Consider the following 16862-nt stretch of genomic DNA (forward strand, 5'->3'; position numbering starts at 1 on the left):
AAAAGTATTTATTTTAACTAACTGAGCTATAATTCTTGCAATTAGTGCTCGTCTCTAATTAACTTAACCTATAGTGAATATTTAGGTGTGATTATGTTAGAGCGGGCAATGCAAGTTATTGCAAAACGTCGTTATTTATTAGTACTGGGTGCATTGTTTAGTGTGTCGGCCTTTGGCAATACTATTAATTTGGTTATTAAAGATCAGCATGACCAAGTATTGCCTAATGCTGTCGTAGAAATCAATCATTTACCTTCCTCAAAAACTACGGGCAATTTACCCACGGCGGTAATGGATCAAGTTGATAAACAGTTTTCACCACAGCTACTTATTGTGCATCAAGGTCAGTACGTTAACTTTCCAAATAGCGATAATATTCGCCACCATGTATATTCTTTTTCAAAAGCAAAGCCCTTTCAATTAAAGCTCTATTCTGGCCAGCCAGAAGATCCCATTAAGTTTGATAATCAAGGTGTTGTTGTTCTAGGCTGCAATATCCACGATTCTATGGTGGGCTATATTTATGTCGCTAATAGTAATCATGTGTATACCAGCAACGAGCAAGGCCAAATAAAGCTACAAGTTGACTCTTTTCCTGTGCAAGCCAGTGTCTGGCATTCACTGCAAACAGCGACTTTGGATAATAAAAAAATGTTTGATATAAAATCAACCAGCCCGGTATCAATCACTATAAATACGTCTACGCCTGCACCACGTAACACCTTTGGCAGTCAATTTAGGGAAGGTAATGGGCAATAATTTACGTAGCCGTATAACAACGCTATGCGTTGGCTTGGTGTTACTTACAACTTTACTCAGCTTAGTGAGTTTTTGGTGGTCTACGAGTAAGTTTCAGGCAGAAAAAGTACAGCAAAATATAACGGTTGCGCAAAGCGTTTATAAGCAATATTTAAAATCAAAAGAGAGCTTGCTATTAACTGCTGCAAAGGTGTTAACCGCTGATTTTGGTTTTAAGCAGGCAGTTGCTACTCGCGATGCAGCCACCATTAGTAGTGTATTATACAATCATAGCCAACGGATCAATGCCGATTTAATGCTGTTGCTCGATTTATCGGGGCGGTTAGTGTCTGCTAATGTGAATGCACAAAATTTTGCAGATAACCTACAGCCCTTGATGGATGAATTATTAAATAATTCTGAACAATCGAGCTTTGTAGTGTTAAATAATCAGCTCTATCAAGTAATATTATTGCCAGTTAAAACCCCCAGAACCATCGCTTACAGTTTAGTCGGGTTCAAAATTACATCGGCTGTGACTACTGAGCTGAAAAGTTTAACCGGTATGGAGGTTAGCTTTGTTGCGCAATTAGATAGTTTTGCAGCAAGCTCGTTTGCACCTCAACCTGAAAAATTTCAACCTATAGAATACTTTGAAAATAAAACTACAGCTCGTTTTTTTGCTGAATATTTGGCCTATGAAAATCAACAAATAGCTTTACCATCTTTGCAATCACACCCGGTCACCTTACTACTAAGTGCTGATTTAACCTCAAGTTATCGAGATATTGAGCAACTATTGCTAACGCTAGTTACATTGGCCGTGTTAACCATGTTATTTGGTGTGATCACCAGTAGTTTGCTTGCCAATAACTTAACCAGCGGACTTACACAGTTAGCGGTTATCGCAAGGCAATTTGCCAAAGGTGACTACCGATTTAAATTTGAAGGTAAAAAACAAAGCAGCGAAATAGCAACGCTAGTCAGCGCCTTTAATAACATGGGTAATGATATTAATAAGCGTGAGCAGCAAATTAGTTTTCAAGCACATCACGATACCTTAACAGGGTTTTATAACCGTTCAGCTATGTTAGATTTATTAGCAAAGCAGCTCACTAAAGATAGATGCTACACGCTTGTTGCTATTGATATAAAAGGCTTAAGACACATAAACGATAAGCTTGGTCCGCAAGTAGGAGATGAGTGTTTAATTGCGGTGGCAAACCGTATTCGTCAATTCTCTGATGAGCTTGGTGGATTTCATGCACGAATTGGCGGTGATGAGTTTTTAACGGTTTACCCCAGTGTGGAGGCTGACCAAGTAAAATGTGCTGTAGCCGATTTGATTGAGCAATTACAGGCACCTTATCAGATTAAAAGCTTAAAAATAAGTTTGCGTTTTAACGCTGGGATTGTGCAGTACCCTGTACAAGGCGTTAAAGCGGACGATTTAATGCGGCGTGTACTCATTGCTGTTGATGCGGCTACAACAAGCCAACAAAGCTTACATTACTACCAAGATGGTGAAGATGAGGCGCACTTAGACCGTTTAATCATGCTTGATGAGCTCAAACAAGCGATTGATGATGATAACGGGCAACTGTTTATGACTTATCAGCCTAAGTTGAATATTAAAAGTCAGAAAATTGATAAGGTTGAGTCACTTATTCGTTGGCAACGTGATGATGGGAGTTGGGTTTCGCCTGAAGTGTTCATTGATTTAGCTGAGCAGTCAGGATTAATTGTGGAACTAACTGCCTGGGTTGTCGATACAGTTATTGCGCAAATAGCCGATTGGTATAAAAAAGGGATTCACTTACAGGCAGCCATTAATGTGTCAGCCCAAGATATTGCGCATGCGGGATTTCATAATTTGTTAGTCGCGACCTTAAAGAAATATCATGTAAGCCCAAGTTCTGTCACTATTGAGTTGACGGAGCGCGATATGATCGAAAATGAAGCTCAAGGTATCAAAGCGTTAGAGAACTTAAAAACTATCGGTGTTAAAATATCACTAGACGATTACGGTGTCGGGCAAACATCATTGGGGCGATTAAAAATGTTACCTATTGATGAGCTTAAGCTAGATAAATGCTTTATTTTAACTTTGCATGAGTCACAAAAAGATCAATACATAGTGCGCTCGTCAATCACACTTGGACACCAACTTGGGTTTTCAGTGGTGGCCGAGGGCGTAGAAACGGCAGCGTCTTTATCATTGCTTCATGAAATGCAATGCGATCATGCACAAGGTTACTACTTGAGTCGTCCTTTAAAAGCACAACAACTAGAACAATGGTTAGAGGAATATCAGGGTGTACATTAAATTTTTACTGAGCATGACACTCTTATTTTGCAGTACGCTAACTGTAGCTGCAACGGGAAAACTATTAGCAACACCGGGCGTGTCTCAAGTTGAAGGCAGTGCAGGAGGAGGGTTAGTTCCTTGGGCGCAGCTAGCAGGTTATGCTAGTGAGGACGAATGGGCTGTTAATGGCTTTTGTAGTCGTGCTGATGTAACAGATTACCGCCTAGATGCCTGTGGTGTGCAGCTTAACCTATTTAATCGTGTTGAACTGAGTTATGCAGTGCAACAGTTTGATGTGCCTGCGCTCAATACAGAAATAGAGCAGTCAATTTCTGGGGCAAAAATTCGTTTATATGGTGATATAGTATACAGTAAGTGGCCCCAGCTAAGCATGGGTGTACAGCATAAATCACTGGATGATGGCACAGTTGCAAAGTTGGTTGGCGCAAAAAAGACCAGTGGTACAGATGTGTACCTAGCAGCTAGTAAATTACATTTGGGCGCACTTGCTGGATACAACTGGTTTTGGAATGTGACCACCCGTTACAGTAAAGCCAATCAGTTAGGGCTTTTAGGATATGGAGGGGCTAATGAAGGTAGCCATATTTTACTAGAAGCAAGTAGTGCGGTGTTTGTAAGTCGTGAACTTGCTATTGGCATTGAGTATCGACAAAAAGCCAATAACCTAGGTTTAGGCGAGCAAGATTGGCGCGATTTATTTATAGCGTGGATGCCTAATAAACACGTCAGTGTAACGGCGGCCTATTTAGACTTAGGGCGGATTGCTGGTGTTGACAAACAAACCGGCTGGTATTTATCCGTAACGGGGTATTGGTAATGAAAATTAGAGTATTTATTTTTTATTGTTTAAGCTTGCTTGCAGGATGTGCTGCTCAGCCTAATACCTCTTTGTATCACCAACTTGGCGAGCGAGCTGGGCTTGAAAAGTTAACTGACAGTTTTATTGCCCAAATAGGTAATGACAAGCAGGTATTTCATTACTTTGAACACAGTAATATTAGCCATTTTCGACAAGGGTTTATTAGTCATTTATGTTCGCTGGTTGAGGGTCCTTGTGAATACAAAGGCGACTCGATGGTTGCGATTCATACAGGTATGAATATAAATGAAAAAGACTTCAATCACGTTGTCGATTTATTAATAAATGCAATGGACGAGCAAAATATCCCACATACAGTGCAAAATGAAATTTTAGCTAAAATGGCGCCATTGCGTGGCGAAATTATTAAGATTTAATTTTTATAATCAAATGCATACATGTAAAAATATGCTGGGTATTACTCACTTGTAATTTTGGCAAGATCCGCAGTTTTATATCGTCTTTGCCTATGAATACTCGATCTATGAATTAAATTTCTGATAAATGTACTGCGGTTGGAATGAGAACCTGCATTAGCGCTTGTTATTTCACTAATAAAGCTTCGATCTTCGGCAACAGGATAGGGTTTTATGCCTATCATATTTAGGCCTACTTCAGTGTGAAACTGCATATCGACATCCACCGGTCTAAAAAACGGTTTTCTTTGCAGTAGTTTTTTAGCGCCGCTTAGTGAAATGATGTAGCCTTGAGTGCCGTTTGGTGCTTTTTTATAGTTGCCAACTGTTAGGTTATTTTCTAATAGCGTACTGTCAATAAATGGAAAGTTTCGATTATCAGATAACTTGATTAAATCCCAATTTTTTAATTTAAGCGCCGCATCAACAACATTTTTAAGTGAAGCTTCAATGAAAAGGTCATCCTCTAATACAACACAATAAGCGATATTTTCATCGACCATTTTTTGCCAAAGGCGCATATGGCTTACATAGCAACCAATTTCACCTGCAGATAGGTTGCGATTGTAACTTTTTTTATTTTTTTTCGGGCAATACCACTTGAGGATTTCTTGTTCACTAAGGTTTTTGCCAATGGTCGCTTCAAAACGTTCAGCATTTAAGTGTAGACTGGTAAGTCGCTTTAGGGTTGTTTCCCAACGGTCTTCGCAGCCTTGCATATTGATAATGTAAAAAGGGATTGGCATAATTTTATTTAGAAACCTCAAAGCAGCTATTTTAGCATTATTATAATTTGTAACCAGTCTAAATTCTGTTTATAAACAGGCTGTAATAATATATAGCTATTTCATTTCCTTAAATTTGGCAAGACGATGAAAAACATAGTCAGTGCAAAATGGTTACATGCGCGTTTAGAGCAAACTAACTTAGTTATTTTTGATGCAGGTATGCTACGCCCCTCTGCTGCAGGGGAGTACTCGCCCGTTGCTATGCTACCCAAGGCACAACGGTTTGATATCAAAAAAGAACTCGCAGATACTTCAAACCCATTACCCAATACCTTGTGTAGTGCAGAGCAATTTACTCAGGTGATGCAAAAAGCAGGCGTTAATCACGACTCATTGGTGGTGATTTATGAGGATGCGGGGTTATTCAGTGCAGCTAGAGCCTGGTGGATGTTTAAAGCCATGGGGTTTAATAACGTAAAAGTCCTCGGTGGTGGTTTAGCCAAGTGGCTTGAGCTGGGGCTTGCGGTTGAGTCAAACTATACGCAAGCATCACTAAAAGGCGACTTTATTGCTCATTACCAACCTGATTACTTTATTGATAAAAAACAGGTGCTAAGTGCTACTAAGGATGCCAATACAGTTATTTTAGATGCGCGTGCTTATGGGCGCTTTACCGGTAAAAATAAAGAGCCAAGAGCGGGTATGCGCAGCGGCCACATTATTAATAGCTACTCGCTACCTTTAAGTAGTTTATTAGAAAATGGCGAGGCAAAATCACTCGACTTTATACAAACACAGTTTAGTGAATTAGTCGGTAATGCAACCCAGATACAGTTTAGCTGCGGTTCGGGGGTTACTGCCTGTGCGCTTGCACTGTTCGCTGATGAATGCGGATATAATAATTTAAGTGTTTACGACGGCTCGTGGAGTGAGTGGGGCGCTGATAGCTCACTGCCTATTGCAGTGGGTGGCTAATTTAATTATAGGGACAATTTTTACACCCGTTTTTGCAGCAAGTACCACGTTTTAAAAAATACCACTTACTAAACACCATATAATTATTCTGCATGGTGTAATCTAACCCTTCAATTAAATTATCATGGCTTCTAAATTGTTTAGCAAAAGCGATTTGAGCTTTTATTGGTTGAGTGTATATAGTCTCTAAATAGTTATTTATTTTAGCAAGAGTACATAAGCGGCATAAGCAGCTGGTTGCTGTATCATCGAGTGGTAAAATAGCAGGTAACTGATAACACCAACATGCGGTTATATCATTAACATTACAGTTAAGCGTTGTATTACATTGGCTGCAGTTTATCTGGGTCATTTTAGGTCTTATTAACAGTAGAGCAGCAAGAATAACAAACATTATGAATATACAAAAAGCATTGGCTGAATTTATTACATTTGGCGAGCAAAGAGATAGTGCCATTAGTGTGATTGTTTCAACCGCAGCAAGCAATAAAACCTACCTGTACACACTCACAAAGCCTGTACTAATTAATGTACTTATGCGTTGTTTCAATAAAGAAATTGATATTGACGATTTACAGCTGTGGGCAAATGTTATTGAGTCGCGAGATGACATAAATTGCGCTGAGCATGAAGGCGTTATTTACGCGCTAAGTAATAGCGAGCAAATGGGCGAGTTGACTCATCAAAAGCTCGCACAGTTGTTAAAGCTGCTACAACAGTAGCAGGTGGTTATCAGAAAGTATGAAAGGTTTTAAGCAACAGTTTTCAGATGTTAGTAACCACTACTGGGCTAATCTCTAGCTGACAACTGAAACCTAAAACCTATTCTTAAAGTTTACTTATGATAGCTCAAGCAAGTTTCTACTTCGTCTTTAGAGCCTAAAATAACCGCAACTCGCTGATGGATAGCATCAGGCTGAATATCCATAATACGCTCAGTGCCTGTTGAAGCAATACCACCTGCTTGCTCTACTAGCATTGCCATTGGATTTGCTTCATATAGTAAACGTAGTTTATTAGGTTTATTAGGATCTTTAGTGTCAGTTGGGTAAGTAAATAAACCACCACGGCTAAGTACACGATGAACATCGCCAACCATTGCAGCAATCCAACGCATATTGAAGTTTTGAGCGCGAGGGCCTGTATCTCCGGCAAGTAAGTCATTAATGTAGTTTTGCATCGCTGGTTCCCAGTGGCGCTGGTTAGAGGCGTTAATTGCAAATTCATTAGTTTTAGCAGGAATAGCGGCAAAATCTTGAGTAAGTAAAAAGCTACCTTGGGTTTTATCTAAGGTAAACATGCGTGTACCTTTACCCGTTGTTAGCGCAAGCATAGTTGATGGGCCATACAGTACGTAACCTGCAGCCACTTGTTGATGCCCAGGTTGCATAAAAATCTTTTCATCAGCAGCATCTGAGCCCACAGGTGCTTTCATAATAGAAAAAATAGTACCTACAAGTGAGTTAATATCGGTATTTGACGAGCCATCAAGTGGATCAAATGCAACAATGTACTCGGCATCTGGGTTACCGGCAACAGTATAATCTTCTTCTTCAGAGGCAATCGCTTTAACTGTGCCTGACTCCAGCAATATATCTTTTAATAACTGATTAGACAGTACATCGAGTTTCTTTTGTGTTTCGCCTTGAATATTTTCATCGAGGGTTGAGCCTAATACGCCCGATAATTCACCTTGACCGACGCGAAATGAAATTTCTTTACATGCCGCTAAAATAGTACGAATTAACGACAAAAGTTCTCTTGAACAGCCATCTTCTAGTAATACTGGTGGGAGTCTACGCATTCTTTTTTCCTGATAACGTGTTAAAACTAATCATAATGTGAGAGAGATTAGTTTAGAGCGCTGAAATTCGTCTTAAATAACTGTATTGTATAAATAACCCCCTATAATGGGGTACCTACATCGCATTTAAAACGCTAATAACAAAGATAAGATTATGCAAAAAATATCACGATTAAGTTACATACTCTTTACTGTGCTGCTCTGTATGATAACTCAAGCGCACGCAGCAATTAAGTCTATTGACGAATTTACTGAAAAAATGAACCATTTCCCTGGTTATTTTTCTTTCTTTTACGATACCCAAAACGGCAATGTGTATTTAAAAGTTGATAAACTTGAGCAACAATTTTTACTACAGCATAGCTTGCCTTATGGCGTTGGCTCTAACGACATAGGTTTAGATAGAGGCCAATTAGGCGGTACCTATTTGGTACAGTTTGAGCGCTTTGGCAACAAGGTGATGTTACGTGCCGTAAATACTTACTACCGTGCAAACACGAGTAATATAGCAGAGCAGCAAAGCGTTAAAGAAGCGTTTGCATCCAGCATTTTGGCGGGTTTTAAAGTTGTCGCTCAAGATGCCAATGCTGCATTAATAGATTACACCCCTTATTTACTGAGTGACGTACATGGCGTAAGCCGTACTTTAGCTGCGCGCAAGCAAGGGCAGTTTAGCCTTGATGAGTCACGCAGTGCGGTATTTATGAATCGCTCAAAAGCATTTTTGAAAAATACTGAACTTGAAGCCATTCTCACCTTTAAAGGGTCTAAACCAGGTAAATACGTTCGCCAAGTGAGTGCTGATCCTTACGCTTTGAGTGTGCACATGCACCATTCACTTATTCAATTGCCTGATGATAATTACACGCCACGAAAATTTAGCCCGCAATCGGGTTATTGGAGTGTGGAGCATAAAAATTATGCAGCAGGGCTCGATGAGTCTATGTACGTGCGTTACATTCCGCGTCATCGTTTAGCAAAAAAAGATCCAAGCTTAGCAGTTAGTGAGCCGATAGAGCCTATTGTTTATTACTTAGATCCTGGGGTACCTGAACCAGTAAAAACGGCTTTATTAGAAGGCGGGCAATGGTGGAATGACGCTTTTAATGCAGCAGGCTATAAAAATGCCTTTGAAGTTAAAGTGCTACCAAGTAATGCTGATCCTATGGATGTGCGCTACAACGTTATTCAATGGGTGCATCGAGCAACTCGAGGTTGGTCGTATGGCAGTTCAATTATAGACCCACGTACAGGCGAAATTATTAAAGGCCATGTGACATTAGGGTCGCTGCGAGTGCGTCAAGATATCCTTATTGCTGAATCACTCGCTGCGCCTTATTTAAAAGGCAATGAAGTGGCAGGTATCTTACATGCAATGGCACTTGATCGTATTCGTCAGCTCAGTGCTCATGAGATTGGTCATACACTGGGTATTGCGCACAACTTCGCAGCGTCAGTAAATAATCGTGCTTCGGTGATGGATTATCCGCATCCGTTATTGAGCTTTGCAGATAATGGTCAGTTAGATGTATCTCAAGGTTATGCTAAAGGTATGGGCGCATGGGATACGCAAGTGATCAAATATGGCTACAGTGATTTTACCGGCCAAGATGAAAGCGAAGCACTCGCTGCTATTTTGCAGCAAAATAAAGCACAAGGTTTGGCGTTTATTTCTGACAGTGATGCCCGTGCCAAAGGTGGGGCGCACCCTACAGCTCACCTTTGGGATAATGGTGGTAATCCAAGTGAAGAATTACTTAGAGTGCTTGATGTGCGAAAGCAGGCGCTTGGGCAGTTTGGTATTAACAATATAAAAACTGGGGTTGCACTGTCGCAGTTAGAAGAAAAGCTAGTGCCACTTTACTTGTTCCACCGTTATCAAGTTGAAGCGGTTGCAAAGCTTATTGCGGGCGTTGATTATGACTATGAAATTCGTAGTGACGCACCCGTCAAAGGCGCCCAAGTTGTAGCTAAAGAGGCTCAGCAACAAGCAGTTAACGCTATTTTAGCCACCCTAAAAGCAACTAATTTAACGCTGCCAGAGTCGATACTGTCTTTGATTGTACCAAAGGCGTATGGCGAGTCTAAATCACGAGAAAGTATAGTGGGTCGTACCGGCTTAACTATGGATGCACTTGCATTGCCTGAAGTGGCAGCGCAGCATAGTCTATCGCTATTACTTAATGCTCAACGATTAAATCGATTAGCACAGCAGCAAGCACGTGATAACCGCTTTTATAGTCTAGATGAGCTACTTAAACAGTTAAATAAGCAAGTGTTTAATGTATCAGCGCCTGCCACCATGACAGGAAAAGTAACACAACGAGTACAGTACCTAACGGCAAAAACCATGGCTGATCTTGTGGCTAACGACGGTTTAAGCCCTGAAGTGCAAGCGCAACTGCATTTCTATTTAAGCAAACTTGCTGATGAGTTTAATCAGCACTCTTTGCTAGGCCACCCTGAAGTGGGTGACAGCGCATTTAAAAACTATTTAGCGTCGCAAATTAATCAGTTTTTAACAACAGGCCAGTGGCCTGACAATTTTAAAGCCCTGCCAATACCACCAGGCTCACCTATTTAATAGTACAAGCCAGAGGATAAAGGCGCTGTGTAAACGTTACGTTTCATGGTGCCTTGTTTTTAGGGTGTTACTTTTGCTTGCATAAAGTTGGTTTTTTGTTAATCTAGCCACCCCCTATTTTAGTCTTTTTGAGGTGTTTATGGCGTTTTTATCTCGTTCGATATTGGCGTTATCAATGGCACTTTTAAGCTCCAATGCAATCGCACAAAAACAATGTGATGTTGAACTTCGTCATGGTTTAATTATTACCGATGATGTGATCCGTATTGTTGATAAAGGCCAAACAAGGGTGCAAATTAACAATAATAATCAATTGTTTATTCGAGGCTACTGGGTCGATTTAAGCACCGACGAAAGCAAAGTGCTAGAACAATTTAGCAATGGTATTCGTCAAACAGTTCCTGAGTTGGTCGATTTAGCGACCGATGGCGTTAACCTAGGACTCAGTGCTATTGAGCATGTTGTTGAGGGCATGTCAGATAAAGAACCCGAAGTGCTAAAAACGCAATTACAATATGTAGAGCGCGCACTTATGGATAAGTTTAAACGTGGCGACGATTTCTTTTTTATAGCTCCTCAATCGCTTTCCCAAATTGATGATTTTTTTACTAAAGAAATTAGTCAAAAAATACACTCCGCAGTACATGGCTCTTTGGGTGCTATTTTAATGTCGCTTGGGGATGCGTTTAAATCTCGAGAAGGCAATATAGAAGACCGCATGAACGACATGGGGCAACGCATGGATATCATCACCAAAGAAATAGATAAGTCGTTACAGAAAAAAGCCCATCAATTAGAACTTAAAGCCTCTGAATATTGTGAATGTTTAAACTCTCTAGATATTACTGAGTCTCGGCTGCAAGCGATTGTACCTGGGATGACAGACTTTGATTTAGTACAGATTAAATCGTAAGAACAGAGATTAGGCAAGATTATAGAGGGCAACGAGCAGCGAGCCTAGAGCGGCAGATGAACAGCCCGAACCTCGTGAACCATTTCCTAACACCTAAACAACCTCACAGTTTTATCTCTGCGGCAGTTAATGGGCGGTATTCACCTGCAGCCAAATCTTCACCTAACTTTATACCCGCAATTTGTTCACGATGTAGTTCAACTACTTTGTTATCTACCGCTGCTAGCATACGTTTTACTTGGTGATACTTCCCCTCAGAAATAGACAAGCGTAAACCATAATTCCCTAAGCGCTCAGCAATAGCTGGGCGAGTTAAATCTTTTTCATTGTGAAGCTGCACACCGTCGCGTAATTGCTGCAGTGCATCATCGGTAATCGGCTCTTGAGTTTCAACCAAGTAGGTTTTAAATTTATTCTTTTTAGGCGAGGTAATTTTGTGTGACCAGTCGCCATCATTAGTAATAAGCACTAGGCCTGTGGTGTCTATGTCTAAACGCCCGGCAATGTGAAAGTCGGCCATGTTTGGCTCATCAAGCAAATCAAATACGGTTTTGTGTAACTCATCTGAATTAGCGCATACATAACCTACCGGCTTATTGAGCATAAAGTAGCGTTTACCTAAAAACACTAATGGCTGATCATGAAATAACACGTCATCTTGCTGAGTAACTTGAAAGTCGAATGCCGTGATCACCTCGCCATTAACGCTAGCCGCTTGGCTTTTTATTGCTGCGCGGGCTTTTGAGCGTGGTAACTCTGCTAAATGGCTAATAAATTTATCTAAACGGCAAGGAAATTTCATGTTGTTCACATTTTTAGTCGGCTACAATGGCCGCGAGTATAGCGGATAGTGAAATACCATGACAGAGCCCAGTACAGAAATTTTAAGCCTGTACCATAGCAAGGTTTCATCAGGAGAGCTTGATTTCGATGCGGCGCAACACCAAGCCGTGAGTGCGTTACAGTCTTTAAGTGAGCAATTAAATCAGCCTGCAAGCTGGTGGCAAAAAGCACCTTCAATAAGGGGAATATATTTATATGGCCCGGTTGGTCGAGGTAAATCTATGTTGATGGACTTATTTTATGAACACTTACCCACAGAGAAAAAGCAGCGCCTGCACTTTCATCATTTTATCGAAAAAGTTCATGCTCAATTGGCCAAGTTACAAGGGGATAAAAATCCGCTGCAAATAATTGCTAAACAGTGGGCCAAAAAGATAAAAGTGCTGTGCTTTGATGAGTTTTTTGTTAGTGATATTGGTGACGCCATGATCATGGCTCGGTTATTTAACGCTTTATTTGAACAAGGCGTGGTGCTAGTAGCAACCTCTAACGCAAAACCGGAGCAACTTTATTACAACGGTCTGCAACGCGCGCGATTTTTACCAACTATCGATTTAATAAATGAACATTGTCGTGTAATTAACGTAGCGGGGGAGGAAGATCACCGCTTTAGATACGGCAGAAGTAGTCGTCATTATTTTATTAACTTGCCCGATGCTGAATTTGAGGCTGGGTTTTTATCCGTACATTCTCAAGCAATGCGTAATAATACAATAACTGTGCATGGCCGAGTGCTTCCTTATTTATTAAAAACTGACGATGCTTTACTGATTGATTTTATAGCATTGTGCTCAGGCCCTCGTAGCGCCAATGACTATATGTTTTTAGCAGAACAGTTTTCGGTAGTATACATCGCGAATGTGCCAATAATGGGAAAAGAGGCAACTGGTAAAGTTATTGTGCATGGTATAGAAGATAGCTATCAGCGCGAAAAGCAGCAGTTAGATGAGCATACACTCGATGATGAAGCTCGGCGTTTTATTGCCTTAGTCGATGAGTTTTATGATTGCCACAAATTACTGGTAATTAATGCCCAGACCGACATAAACGAGTTATACCAAGGTAAAAAATTAAGCTTTGAATATGCGCGAACCCAGTCACGGATTGTAGAAATGCAAAATTGGTAAGTACAACATTAAAACACCGCATTTAATTTAAATGCGGTGTTTTAATTTTAAGCTGATAACTTAAAGAAGCCTTTATGACTTATATCCATTTGGATTATTTGACTGCCAGCGCCATGTATCTTGCATCATAACATCAATGCCGCGCTCGGCTTGCCAACCTAGTTCACTAAGGGCTTTTTCTGGCGCAGCATAACAGGCTGCAATATCACCAGGGCGACGAGGTGACACCGCATAAGGGATAGCTTGGTCGCTTGCCTTAATAAACGCATTGACCATTTGTAATACTGAATAGCCGTTACCGGTACCAAGGTTATAAACAAGTGCGCCGGTTTCTGCGGCTATTTTATCAAGTGCTTTTAAATGCCCTAAGGCTAAATCCACAACGTGAATGTAATCACGTACGCCAGTACCATCTACCGTGTCGTAATCATCGCCAAATATAGCGAGCTGCTTTAATTTACCAACCGCAACTTGTGAAATGAAAGGCAGTAAATTATTAGGAATGCCATTAGGATCTTCACCAATTAAACCTGACTCATGTGCACCAACAGGATTAAAGTAGCGCAAAATAGCAAACGCAAAGCGCTCATCTGATTTAGCGATATCTTGCAGCATCATTTCAACCATTAGTTTAGACGTACCATATGGGTTGGTTGTACCGCCAACGGGGAAGTCTTCGCGTATTGGTAAGCTTGCAGGGTCACCATAAACTGTTGCAGATGAGCTAAATACCAGTTTAAACACACCCGCGTCACGCATAGCATCAACTAGTGTTAATGTGCCTTGTACGTTATTTTGATAATACGCGATTGGTTTGGCTACCGACTCACCAACCGCTTTTAAACCTGCAAAATGAATTACACTATCAATGTTATGTTTTGCAAATACTGAGTCTAAAAAGGATTGATCTAAAATATCACCTTGATAAAAAGTAATTGCTTTACCGGTTATTTTTTTCACTCTCTCAAGTGATTCTTCAGAGGAGTTACTTAAGTTATCGATAACGATAACGTCGCTGCCTTGCTGTAAAAGTTCTAAAACGGTGTGTGAGCCAATATAGCCTGCGCCACCGGTTACTAAAATTGCCATGAATGCTCCTTGGAAACCTCTGTTCAATTACCCTAATTTCACCATAAATAATGAGTTTTTACATGTATTATTTTATTTGCTTTGTAATAGTATGATCGTAAACCGTACTTTCGATTACATTTTGTGCAATTTTAATAACACCTCAGCGTAAAGATTAAGTTATAGTTCATATGTAATTGCTAAAGTGATGTATAGCGATTTGTAAAATATTCAATTGATCACAATGATCAAAATACTCGTTGGAGAAACGTATGAACTTAGTTAAAAAAATAGCAATGTTGATGTGTATTGCACTACCGAGTGTTGTTTGCGCGGGTGAGGCTCAAGTTAAATGGCATGACTTTAATGATTATCGCGATGTACGCCCATCCAACCAAACTAAAGGCTCATACCATAAGCAAATAGCCAAAAGTATTGATGAACACTTTGCAAAGCTCAGCGAGCAACTTCCTAAAAACTACAGTTTAAAAATTGAAGTCACCGATTTAGATTTAGCCGGAGACGTACGCTATGGCGGTGTTAACGAAATCCGAGTGGTTAAACCTATTCACTTTCCACGCATTGAATTTAATTATGTGCTTAGTGATGAAAGTGGCGTTGTCGCACAAGAAGATAACGTAAGCTTAAAAGATATGGGTTTTATGGATAAAATTAAAATGGGTCGAGATGAAGCATTTTACTACGAAAAACGCTTATTAACAGAGTGGTTTGGTGAACAAATTTTACCGCGTATTAAGTAACATAGCGCAAAACATCTGTGCAACAGATGTTTTGCGCAGTAAGCCCAGAGTGCTTACTTAAAGGTCGCTAACAAGGTTAGTAAGTTTTGTAGTTTAATAACTGCTTGTTTTAGCTTTTCTTCGTCTAAACCGTCGCTTGATAAGCTTTCTACATCTGCGGCAACGTCTAAAACGTAAGGCTTAAAGCGTTTAGCTTCAAAGCTAAATCCAGCGTCTTCGGCAAATAAGGCTTTAAATTTTCCGTGGCCTTGCTGTTGTAACTCATCGAGTTTTTTATCAGCATCAAGCGCCTGACGGTAAACAATTTTTAAGTTGGCGTTGAGTTGTTCAATTATAGAATCCATGGTTTTCCTAAAGCTTAGTGCAATGTTGCCGATAAATACTTAAGTGGGTTGGTAAAGTAATTTACCAATTCAGCGACTATAATACGTGTATTACATTTAAATGTCAGGTGTGAGTTATGAATATATCAGGTGGAAATCTACCTACAATCCCTGGTGCAGGCCAAGGCGCAGAGGTTTTAACTGCTGCTTTATCTAAAAAGCAACAGCAAGCTGATGGCGCCGCTGCACTTGCGCTTATTGAAGGTGCTACACAATCCTCAAGTGCGCAAACACCGGCTAAGTCGGTTACTGCAACACTTGGGAATAATGTAAACGTTTATGTTTAAACCAATTTGAGGTCAATAGGGGTTTTACTTTTTTGGCCCCCTATTTCTCTTACTAGTTTAGGCACTAAAAATCCTGGCAGGGCTTCTAAAAGCTCTGCCATTATTTTTATGGCCTGCGCCTCATCTATATCAAAATGACTTGCGCCTTCTACCTTATCCAGTAAGTGTAAGTAATAAGGCATTACGTCTGTATCAAACAAGGCTTCACTTAAGTTTATTTGCGCATCAACTGTATCGTTAACATCTTTTAAAATAACCGCCTGATTTAATAACAGTACATTGGCTTGTTTTAGCATGTTCATGGCGTTTTTAAAGTCATTATCTATTTCGTTAGCATGGTTAATATGGTTCACGAATATAATTTTTAGTGGTGACTTTGCTAATCTTTCACATAATTGTTCAGTAATGCGTGCAGGGATAACAACAGGTAAGCGGCTGTGTATGCGCATCCGTTTTATTTGTGGTATTTGCTCAAGCTCATCTAAAAACCAACTTATAGCATCGTCTTTGGCCATTAGTGGATCGCCACCACTTAAAATCACTTCGTTAATATTTTTATCAGCTTGTATATAGCTCAATGCATCAATAAGGCTGCGTTTATTTAACTGGTTTTCTTGATAAGGAAAATGGCGTCTAAAGCAGTAGCGGCAATTTACCGCACAACCAGTTTTAAACATGACTAAAACACGTGATTTATATTTATGTAACAGACCTGGTTGATTGTTATCTTGCTCAAGTAGCGGATCTTTATTAAACCCCGACTTAGTTAAAAATTCTTGATGGCGAGGCATAACTTGCAGCAATAAAGGATCATTTGCATCGCCATGACGAATTTTTTTTATAAAAGGCAATGGCACACGAACAGGAAACAAGCTACGAGCTTTTATGTCGTTTTCATGGACTTGGCTCGATAAACCAACCATTTCTAACAACACTTTTGGGCAGGTAACTACATTTGCTAATTCTTTTTGCCAGTTTTTATGCAAATTTGCTTCATTTCTTTGTATCATTGGCACGTAGATTACTCGAAAAATATAAATAGAGGAA

18 protein-coding genes are annotated in these 16862 nt (G+C 40.1%); 11 read left to right on the top strand and 7 right to left on the bottom strand.

What is annotated here, in order from left to right; translation table 11 throughout:
• Positions 1-93: 93 nt before the first annotated feature.
• From PUND_RS01715 to PUND_RS01730, 4 genes are read left to right on the top strand one after another with little or no spacing between them, the layout of a single operon-like run.
• Positions 94-759, top strand: a complete 666-nt coding sequence (locus PUND_RS01715) for a methylamine utilization protein (RefSeq protein ID WP_010390495.1) — start codon at positions 94-96, stop codon at positions 757-759.
• On the top strand, positions 749-3064 hold the full coding sequence (locus tag PUND_RS01720) for a bifunctional diguanylate cyclase/phosphodiesterase (protein WP_010390496.1): 2316 nt from the start codon (positions 749-751) through the stop codon (positions 3062-3064). Before PUND_RS01715 ends, PUND_RS01720 begins: the two co-directional genes overlap by 11 nt.
• A gap of 13 nt (positions 3065-3077) precedes the next feature.
• A complete protein-coding gene (locus tag PUND_RS01725; RefSeq protein WP_282454125.1) occupies positions 3078-3884 on the top strand; it encodes a DUF3034 family protein in 807 nt (268 codons plus the stop codon).
• Positions 3884-4303, top strand: coding sequence for a group I truncated hemoglobin (locus tag PUND_RS01730; RefSeq protein ID WP_010390499.1), 420 nt, complete (start codon positions 3884-3886; stop codon positions 4301-4303). The genes PUND_RS01725 and PUND_RS01730 overlap by 1 nt, the downstream gene beginning before the upstream one ends.
• Before the next feature lie 41 nt (positions 4304-4344).
• Here PUND_RS01730 and PUND_RS01735 read toward each other — a convergent pair whose 3' ends face one another.
• Positions 4345-5088, bottom strand: coding sequence for a glycosyltransferase family 25 protein (locus PUND_RS01735; protein WP_010390501.1), 744 nt, complete (start codon positions 5086-5088; stop codon positions 4345-4347).
• 126 nt (positions 5089-5214) lie between these two features.
• Here PUND_RS01735 and PUND_RS01740 point away from each other — a divergent pair, with 126 nt between their 5' ends.
• A complete protein-coding gene (locus PUND_RS01740; RefSeq protein WP_010390502.1) occupies positions 5215-6045 on the top strand; it encodes a sulfurtransferase in 831 nt (276 codons plus the stop codon).
• A 1-nt stretch (position 6046) separates the two neighbouring features.
• Here the strand turns inward: PUND_RS01740 and PUND_RS01745 are convergent, their stop codons facing one another.
• Positions 6047-6397, bottom strand: coding sequence for a DUF5522 domain-containing protein (locus PUND_RS01745; protein WP_010390504.1), 351 nt, complete (start codon positions 6395-6397; stop codon positions 6047-6049).
• A gap of 43 nt (positions 6398-6440) precedes the next feature.
• On the opposite strand from PUND_RS01745, the gene PUND_RS01750 reads away from it, so the two are divergent.
• Positions 6441-6767, top strand: a complete 327-nt coding sequence (locus tag PUND_RS01750; RefSeq protein ID WP_010390505.1) for a hypothetical protein — start codon at positions 6441-6443, stop codon at positions 6765-6767.
• 113 nt (positions 6768-6880) lie between these two features.
• Here the strand turns inward: PUND_RS01750 and PUND_RS01755 are convergent, their stop codons facing one another.
• Positions 6881-7849, bottom strand: a complete 969-nt coding sequence (locus PUND_RS01755) for a class 1 fructose-bisphosphatase (protein ID WP_008115459.1) — start codon at positions 7847-7849, stop codon at positions 6881-6883.
• A 154-nt stretch (positions 7850-8003) separates the two neighbouring features.
• Here PUND_RS01755 and PUND_RS01760 point away from each other — a divergent pair, with 154 nt between their 5' ends.
• Together PUND_RS01760 and PUND_RS01765 are read left to right on the top strand one after the other, a co-directional pair.
• Positions 8004-10433, top strand: coding sequence for a zinc-dependent metalloprotease (locus tag PUND_RS01760; protein ID WP_010390507.1), 2430 nt, complete (start codon positions 8004-8006; stop codon positions 10431-10433).
• 139 nt (positions 10434-10572) lie between these two features.
• Positions 10573-11346 carry a YggN family protein gene (locus PUND_RS01765; RefSeq protein ID WP_010390508.1) on the top strand — a complete coding sequence of 258 codons (774 nt, stop codon included), beginning with the start codon at positions 10573-10575 and terminating at the stop codon, positions 11344-11346.
• A 103-nt stretch (positions 11347-11449) separates the two neighbouring features.
• On the opposite strand, the gene rsuA is transcribed toward PUND_RS01765, so the two are convergent.
• Positions 11450-12148, bottom strand: a complete 699-nt coding sequence (gene rsuA / locus PUND_RS01770) for a 16S rRNA pseudouridine(516) synthase RsuA (RefSeq protein ID WP_010390509.1) — start codon at positions 12146-12148, stop codon at positions 11450-11452.
• Positions 12149-12206: 58 nt separating this feature from the next.
• Between rsuA and zapE the strand changes: the two genes are divergently transcribed.
• A complete protein-coding gene (gene zapE, locus PUND_RS01775; RefSeq protein ID WP_010390510.1) occupies positions 12207-13316 on the top strand; it encodes a cell division protein ZapE in 1110 nt (369 codons plus the stop codon).
• A 72-nt stretch (positions 13317-13388) separates the two neighbouring features.
• Here zapE and galE read toward each other — a convergent pair whose 3' ends face one another.
• Positions 13389-14405 (bottom strand): UDP-glucose 4-epimerase GalE, encoded by a 1017-nt coding sequence (gene galE / locus PUND_RS01780; RefSeq protein ID WP_010390511.1) that lies wholly within the window; start codon positions 14403-14405, stop codon positions 13389-13391.
• 251 nt (positions 14406-14656) lie between these two features.
• On the opposite strand from galE, the gene PUND_RS01785 reads away from it, so the two are divergent.
• Positions 14657-15145, top strand: a complete 489-nt coding sequence (locus tag PUND_RS01785; RefSeq protein ID WP_010390512.1) for a DUF3016 domain-containing protein — start codon at positions 14657-14659, stop codon at positions 15143-15145.
• 53 nt (positions 15146-15198) lie between these two features.
• Here the strand turns inward: PUND_RS01785 and PUND_RS01790 are convergent, their stop codons facing one another.
• Positions 15199-15489: a hypothetical protein gene (locus PUND_RS01790; protein WP_010390514.1), complete on the bottom strand. Its 291-nt coding sequence runs from the start codon at positions 15487-15489 to the stop codon at positions 15199-15201.
• A 116-nt stretch (positions 15490-15605) separates the two neighbouring features.
• On the opposite strand from PUND_RS01790, the gene PUND_RS01795 reads away from it, so the two are divergent.
• Entirely contained in the window at positions 15606-15815 is a 210-nt protein-coding gene (locus PUND_RS01795) for a hypothetical protein (RefSeq protein ID WP_008115467.1), read from the top strand.
• Here PUND_RS01795 and epmB read toward each other — a convergent pair.
• Entirely contained in the window at positions 15812-16825 is a 1014-nt protein-coding gene (gene epmB, locus PUND_RS01800; protein ID WP_010390516.1) for an EF-P beta-lysylation protein EpmB, read from the bottom strand. The genes PUND_RS01795 and epmB overlap by 4 nt on opposite strands.
• Positions 16826-16862 lie beyond the last annotated feature (37 nt).

Source organism: Pseudoalteromonas undina (assembly GCF_000238275.3).
Classification (GTDB): domain Bacteria; phylum Pseudomonadota; class Gammaproteobacteria; order Enterobacterales; family Alteromonadaceae; genus Pseudoalteromonas; species Pseudoalteromonas undina.

What these genes read in the sequence shown, in the direction of transcription:
- PUND_RS01760 (WP_010390507.1), top strand. Translation starts at nt 8,004, where the DNA reads ATGCAAAAAATATCACGATTAAGTTACATACTCTTTACTGTGCTGCTC.
- PUND_RS01790 (WP_010390514.1), bottom strand. Translation starts at nt 15,489, where the DNA reads ATGGATTCTATAATTGAACAACTCAACGCCAACTTAAAAATTGTTTAC.
- galE (WP_010390511.1), bottom strand. Translation starts at nt 14,405, where the DNA reads ATGGCAATTTTAGTAACCGGTGGCGCAGGCTATATTGGCTCACACACC.
- PUND_RS01765 (WP_010390508.1), top strand. Translation starts at nt 10,573, where the DNA reads ATGGCGTTTTTATCTCGTTCGATATTGGCGTTATCAATGGCACTTTTA.
- PUND_RS01730 (WP_010390499.1), top strand. Translation starts at nt 3,884, where the DNA reads ATGAAAATTAGAGTATTTATTTTTTATTGTTTAAGCTTGCTTGCAGGA.
- PUND_RS01715 (WP_010390495.1), top strand. Translation starts at nt 94, where the DNA reads ATGTTAGAGCGGGCAATGCAAGTTATTGCAAAACGTCGTTATTTATTA.
- PUND_RS01755 (WP_008115459.1), bottom strand. Translation starts at nt 7,849, where the DNA reads ATGCGTAGACTCCCACCAGTATTACTAGAAGATGGCTGTTCAAGAGAA.
- PUND_RS01720 (WP_010390496.1), top strand. Translation starts at nt 749, where the DNA reads ATGGGCAATAATTTACGTAGCCGTATAACAACGCTATGCGTTGGCTTG.
- PUND_RS01740 (WP_010390502.1), top strand. Translation starts at nt 5,215, where the DNA reads ATGAAAAACATAGTCAGTGCAAAATGGTTACATGCGCGTTTAGAGCAA.
- PUND_RS01750 (WP_010390505.1), top strand. Translation starts at nt 6,441, where the DNA reads ATGAATATACAAAAAGCATTGGCTGAATTTATTACATTTGGCGAGCAA.
- rsuA (WP_010390509.1), bottom strand. Translation starts at nt 12,148, where the DNA reads ATGAAATTTCCTTGCCGTTTAGATAAATTTATTAGCCATTTAGCAGAG.
- PUND_RS01745 (WP_010390504.1), bottom strand. Translation starts at nt 6,397, where the DNA reads ATGACCCAGATAAACTGCAGCCAATGTAATACAACGCTTAACTGTAAT.
- PUND_RS01725 (WP_282454125.1), top strand. Translation starts at nt 3,078, where the DNA reads ATGACACTCTTATTTTGCAGTACGCTAACTGTAGCTGCAACGGGAAAA.
- PUND_RS01735 (WP_010390501.1), bottom strand. Translation starts at nt 5,088, where the DNA reads ATGCCAATCCCTTTTTACATTATCAATATGCAAGGCTGCGAAGACCGT.
- PUND_RS01795 (WP_008115467.1), top strand. Translation starts at nt 15,606, where the DNA reads ATGAATATATCAGGTGGAAATCTACCTACAATCCCTGGTGCAGGCCAA.
- zapE (WP_010390510.1), top strand. Translation starts at nt 12,207, where the DNA reads ATGACAGAGCCCAGTACAGAAATTTTAAGCCTGTACCATAGCAAGGTT.
- epmB (WP_010390516.1), bottom strand. Translation starts at nt 16,825, where the DNA reads ATGATACAAAGAAATGAAGCAAATTTGCATAAAAACTGGCAAAAAGAA.
- PUND_RS01785 (WP_010390512.1), top strand. Translation starts at nt 14,657, where the DNA reads ATGAACTTAGTTAAAAAAATAGCAATGTTGATGTGTATTGCACTACCG.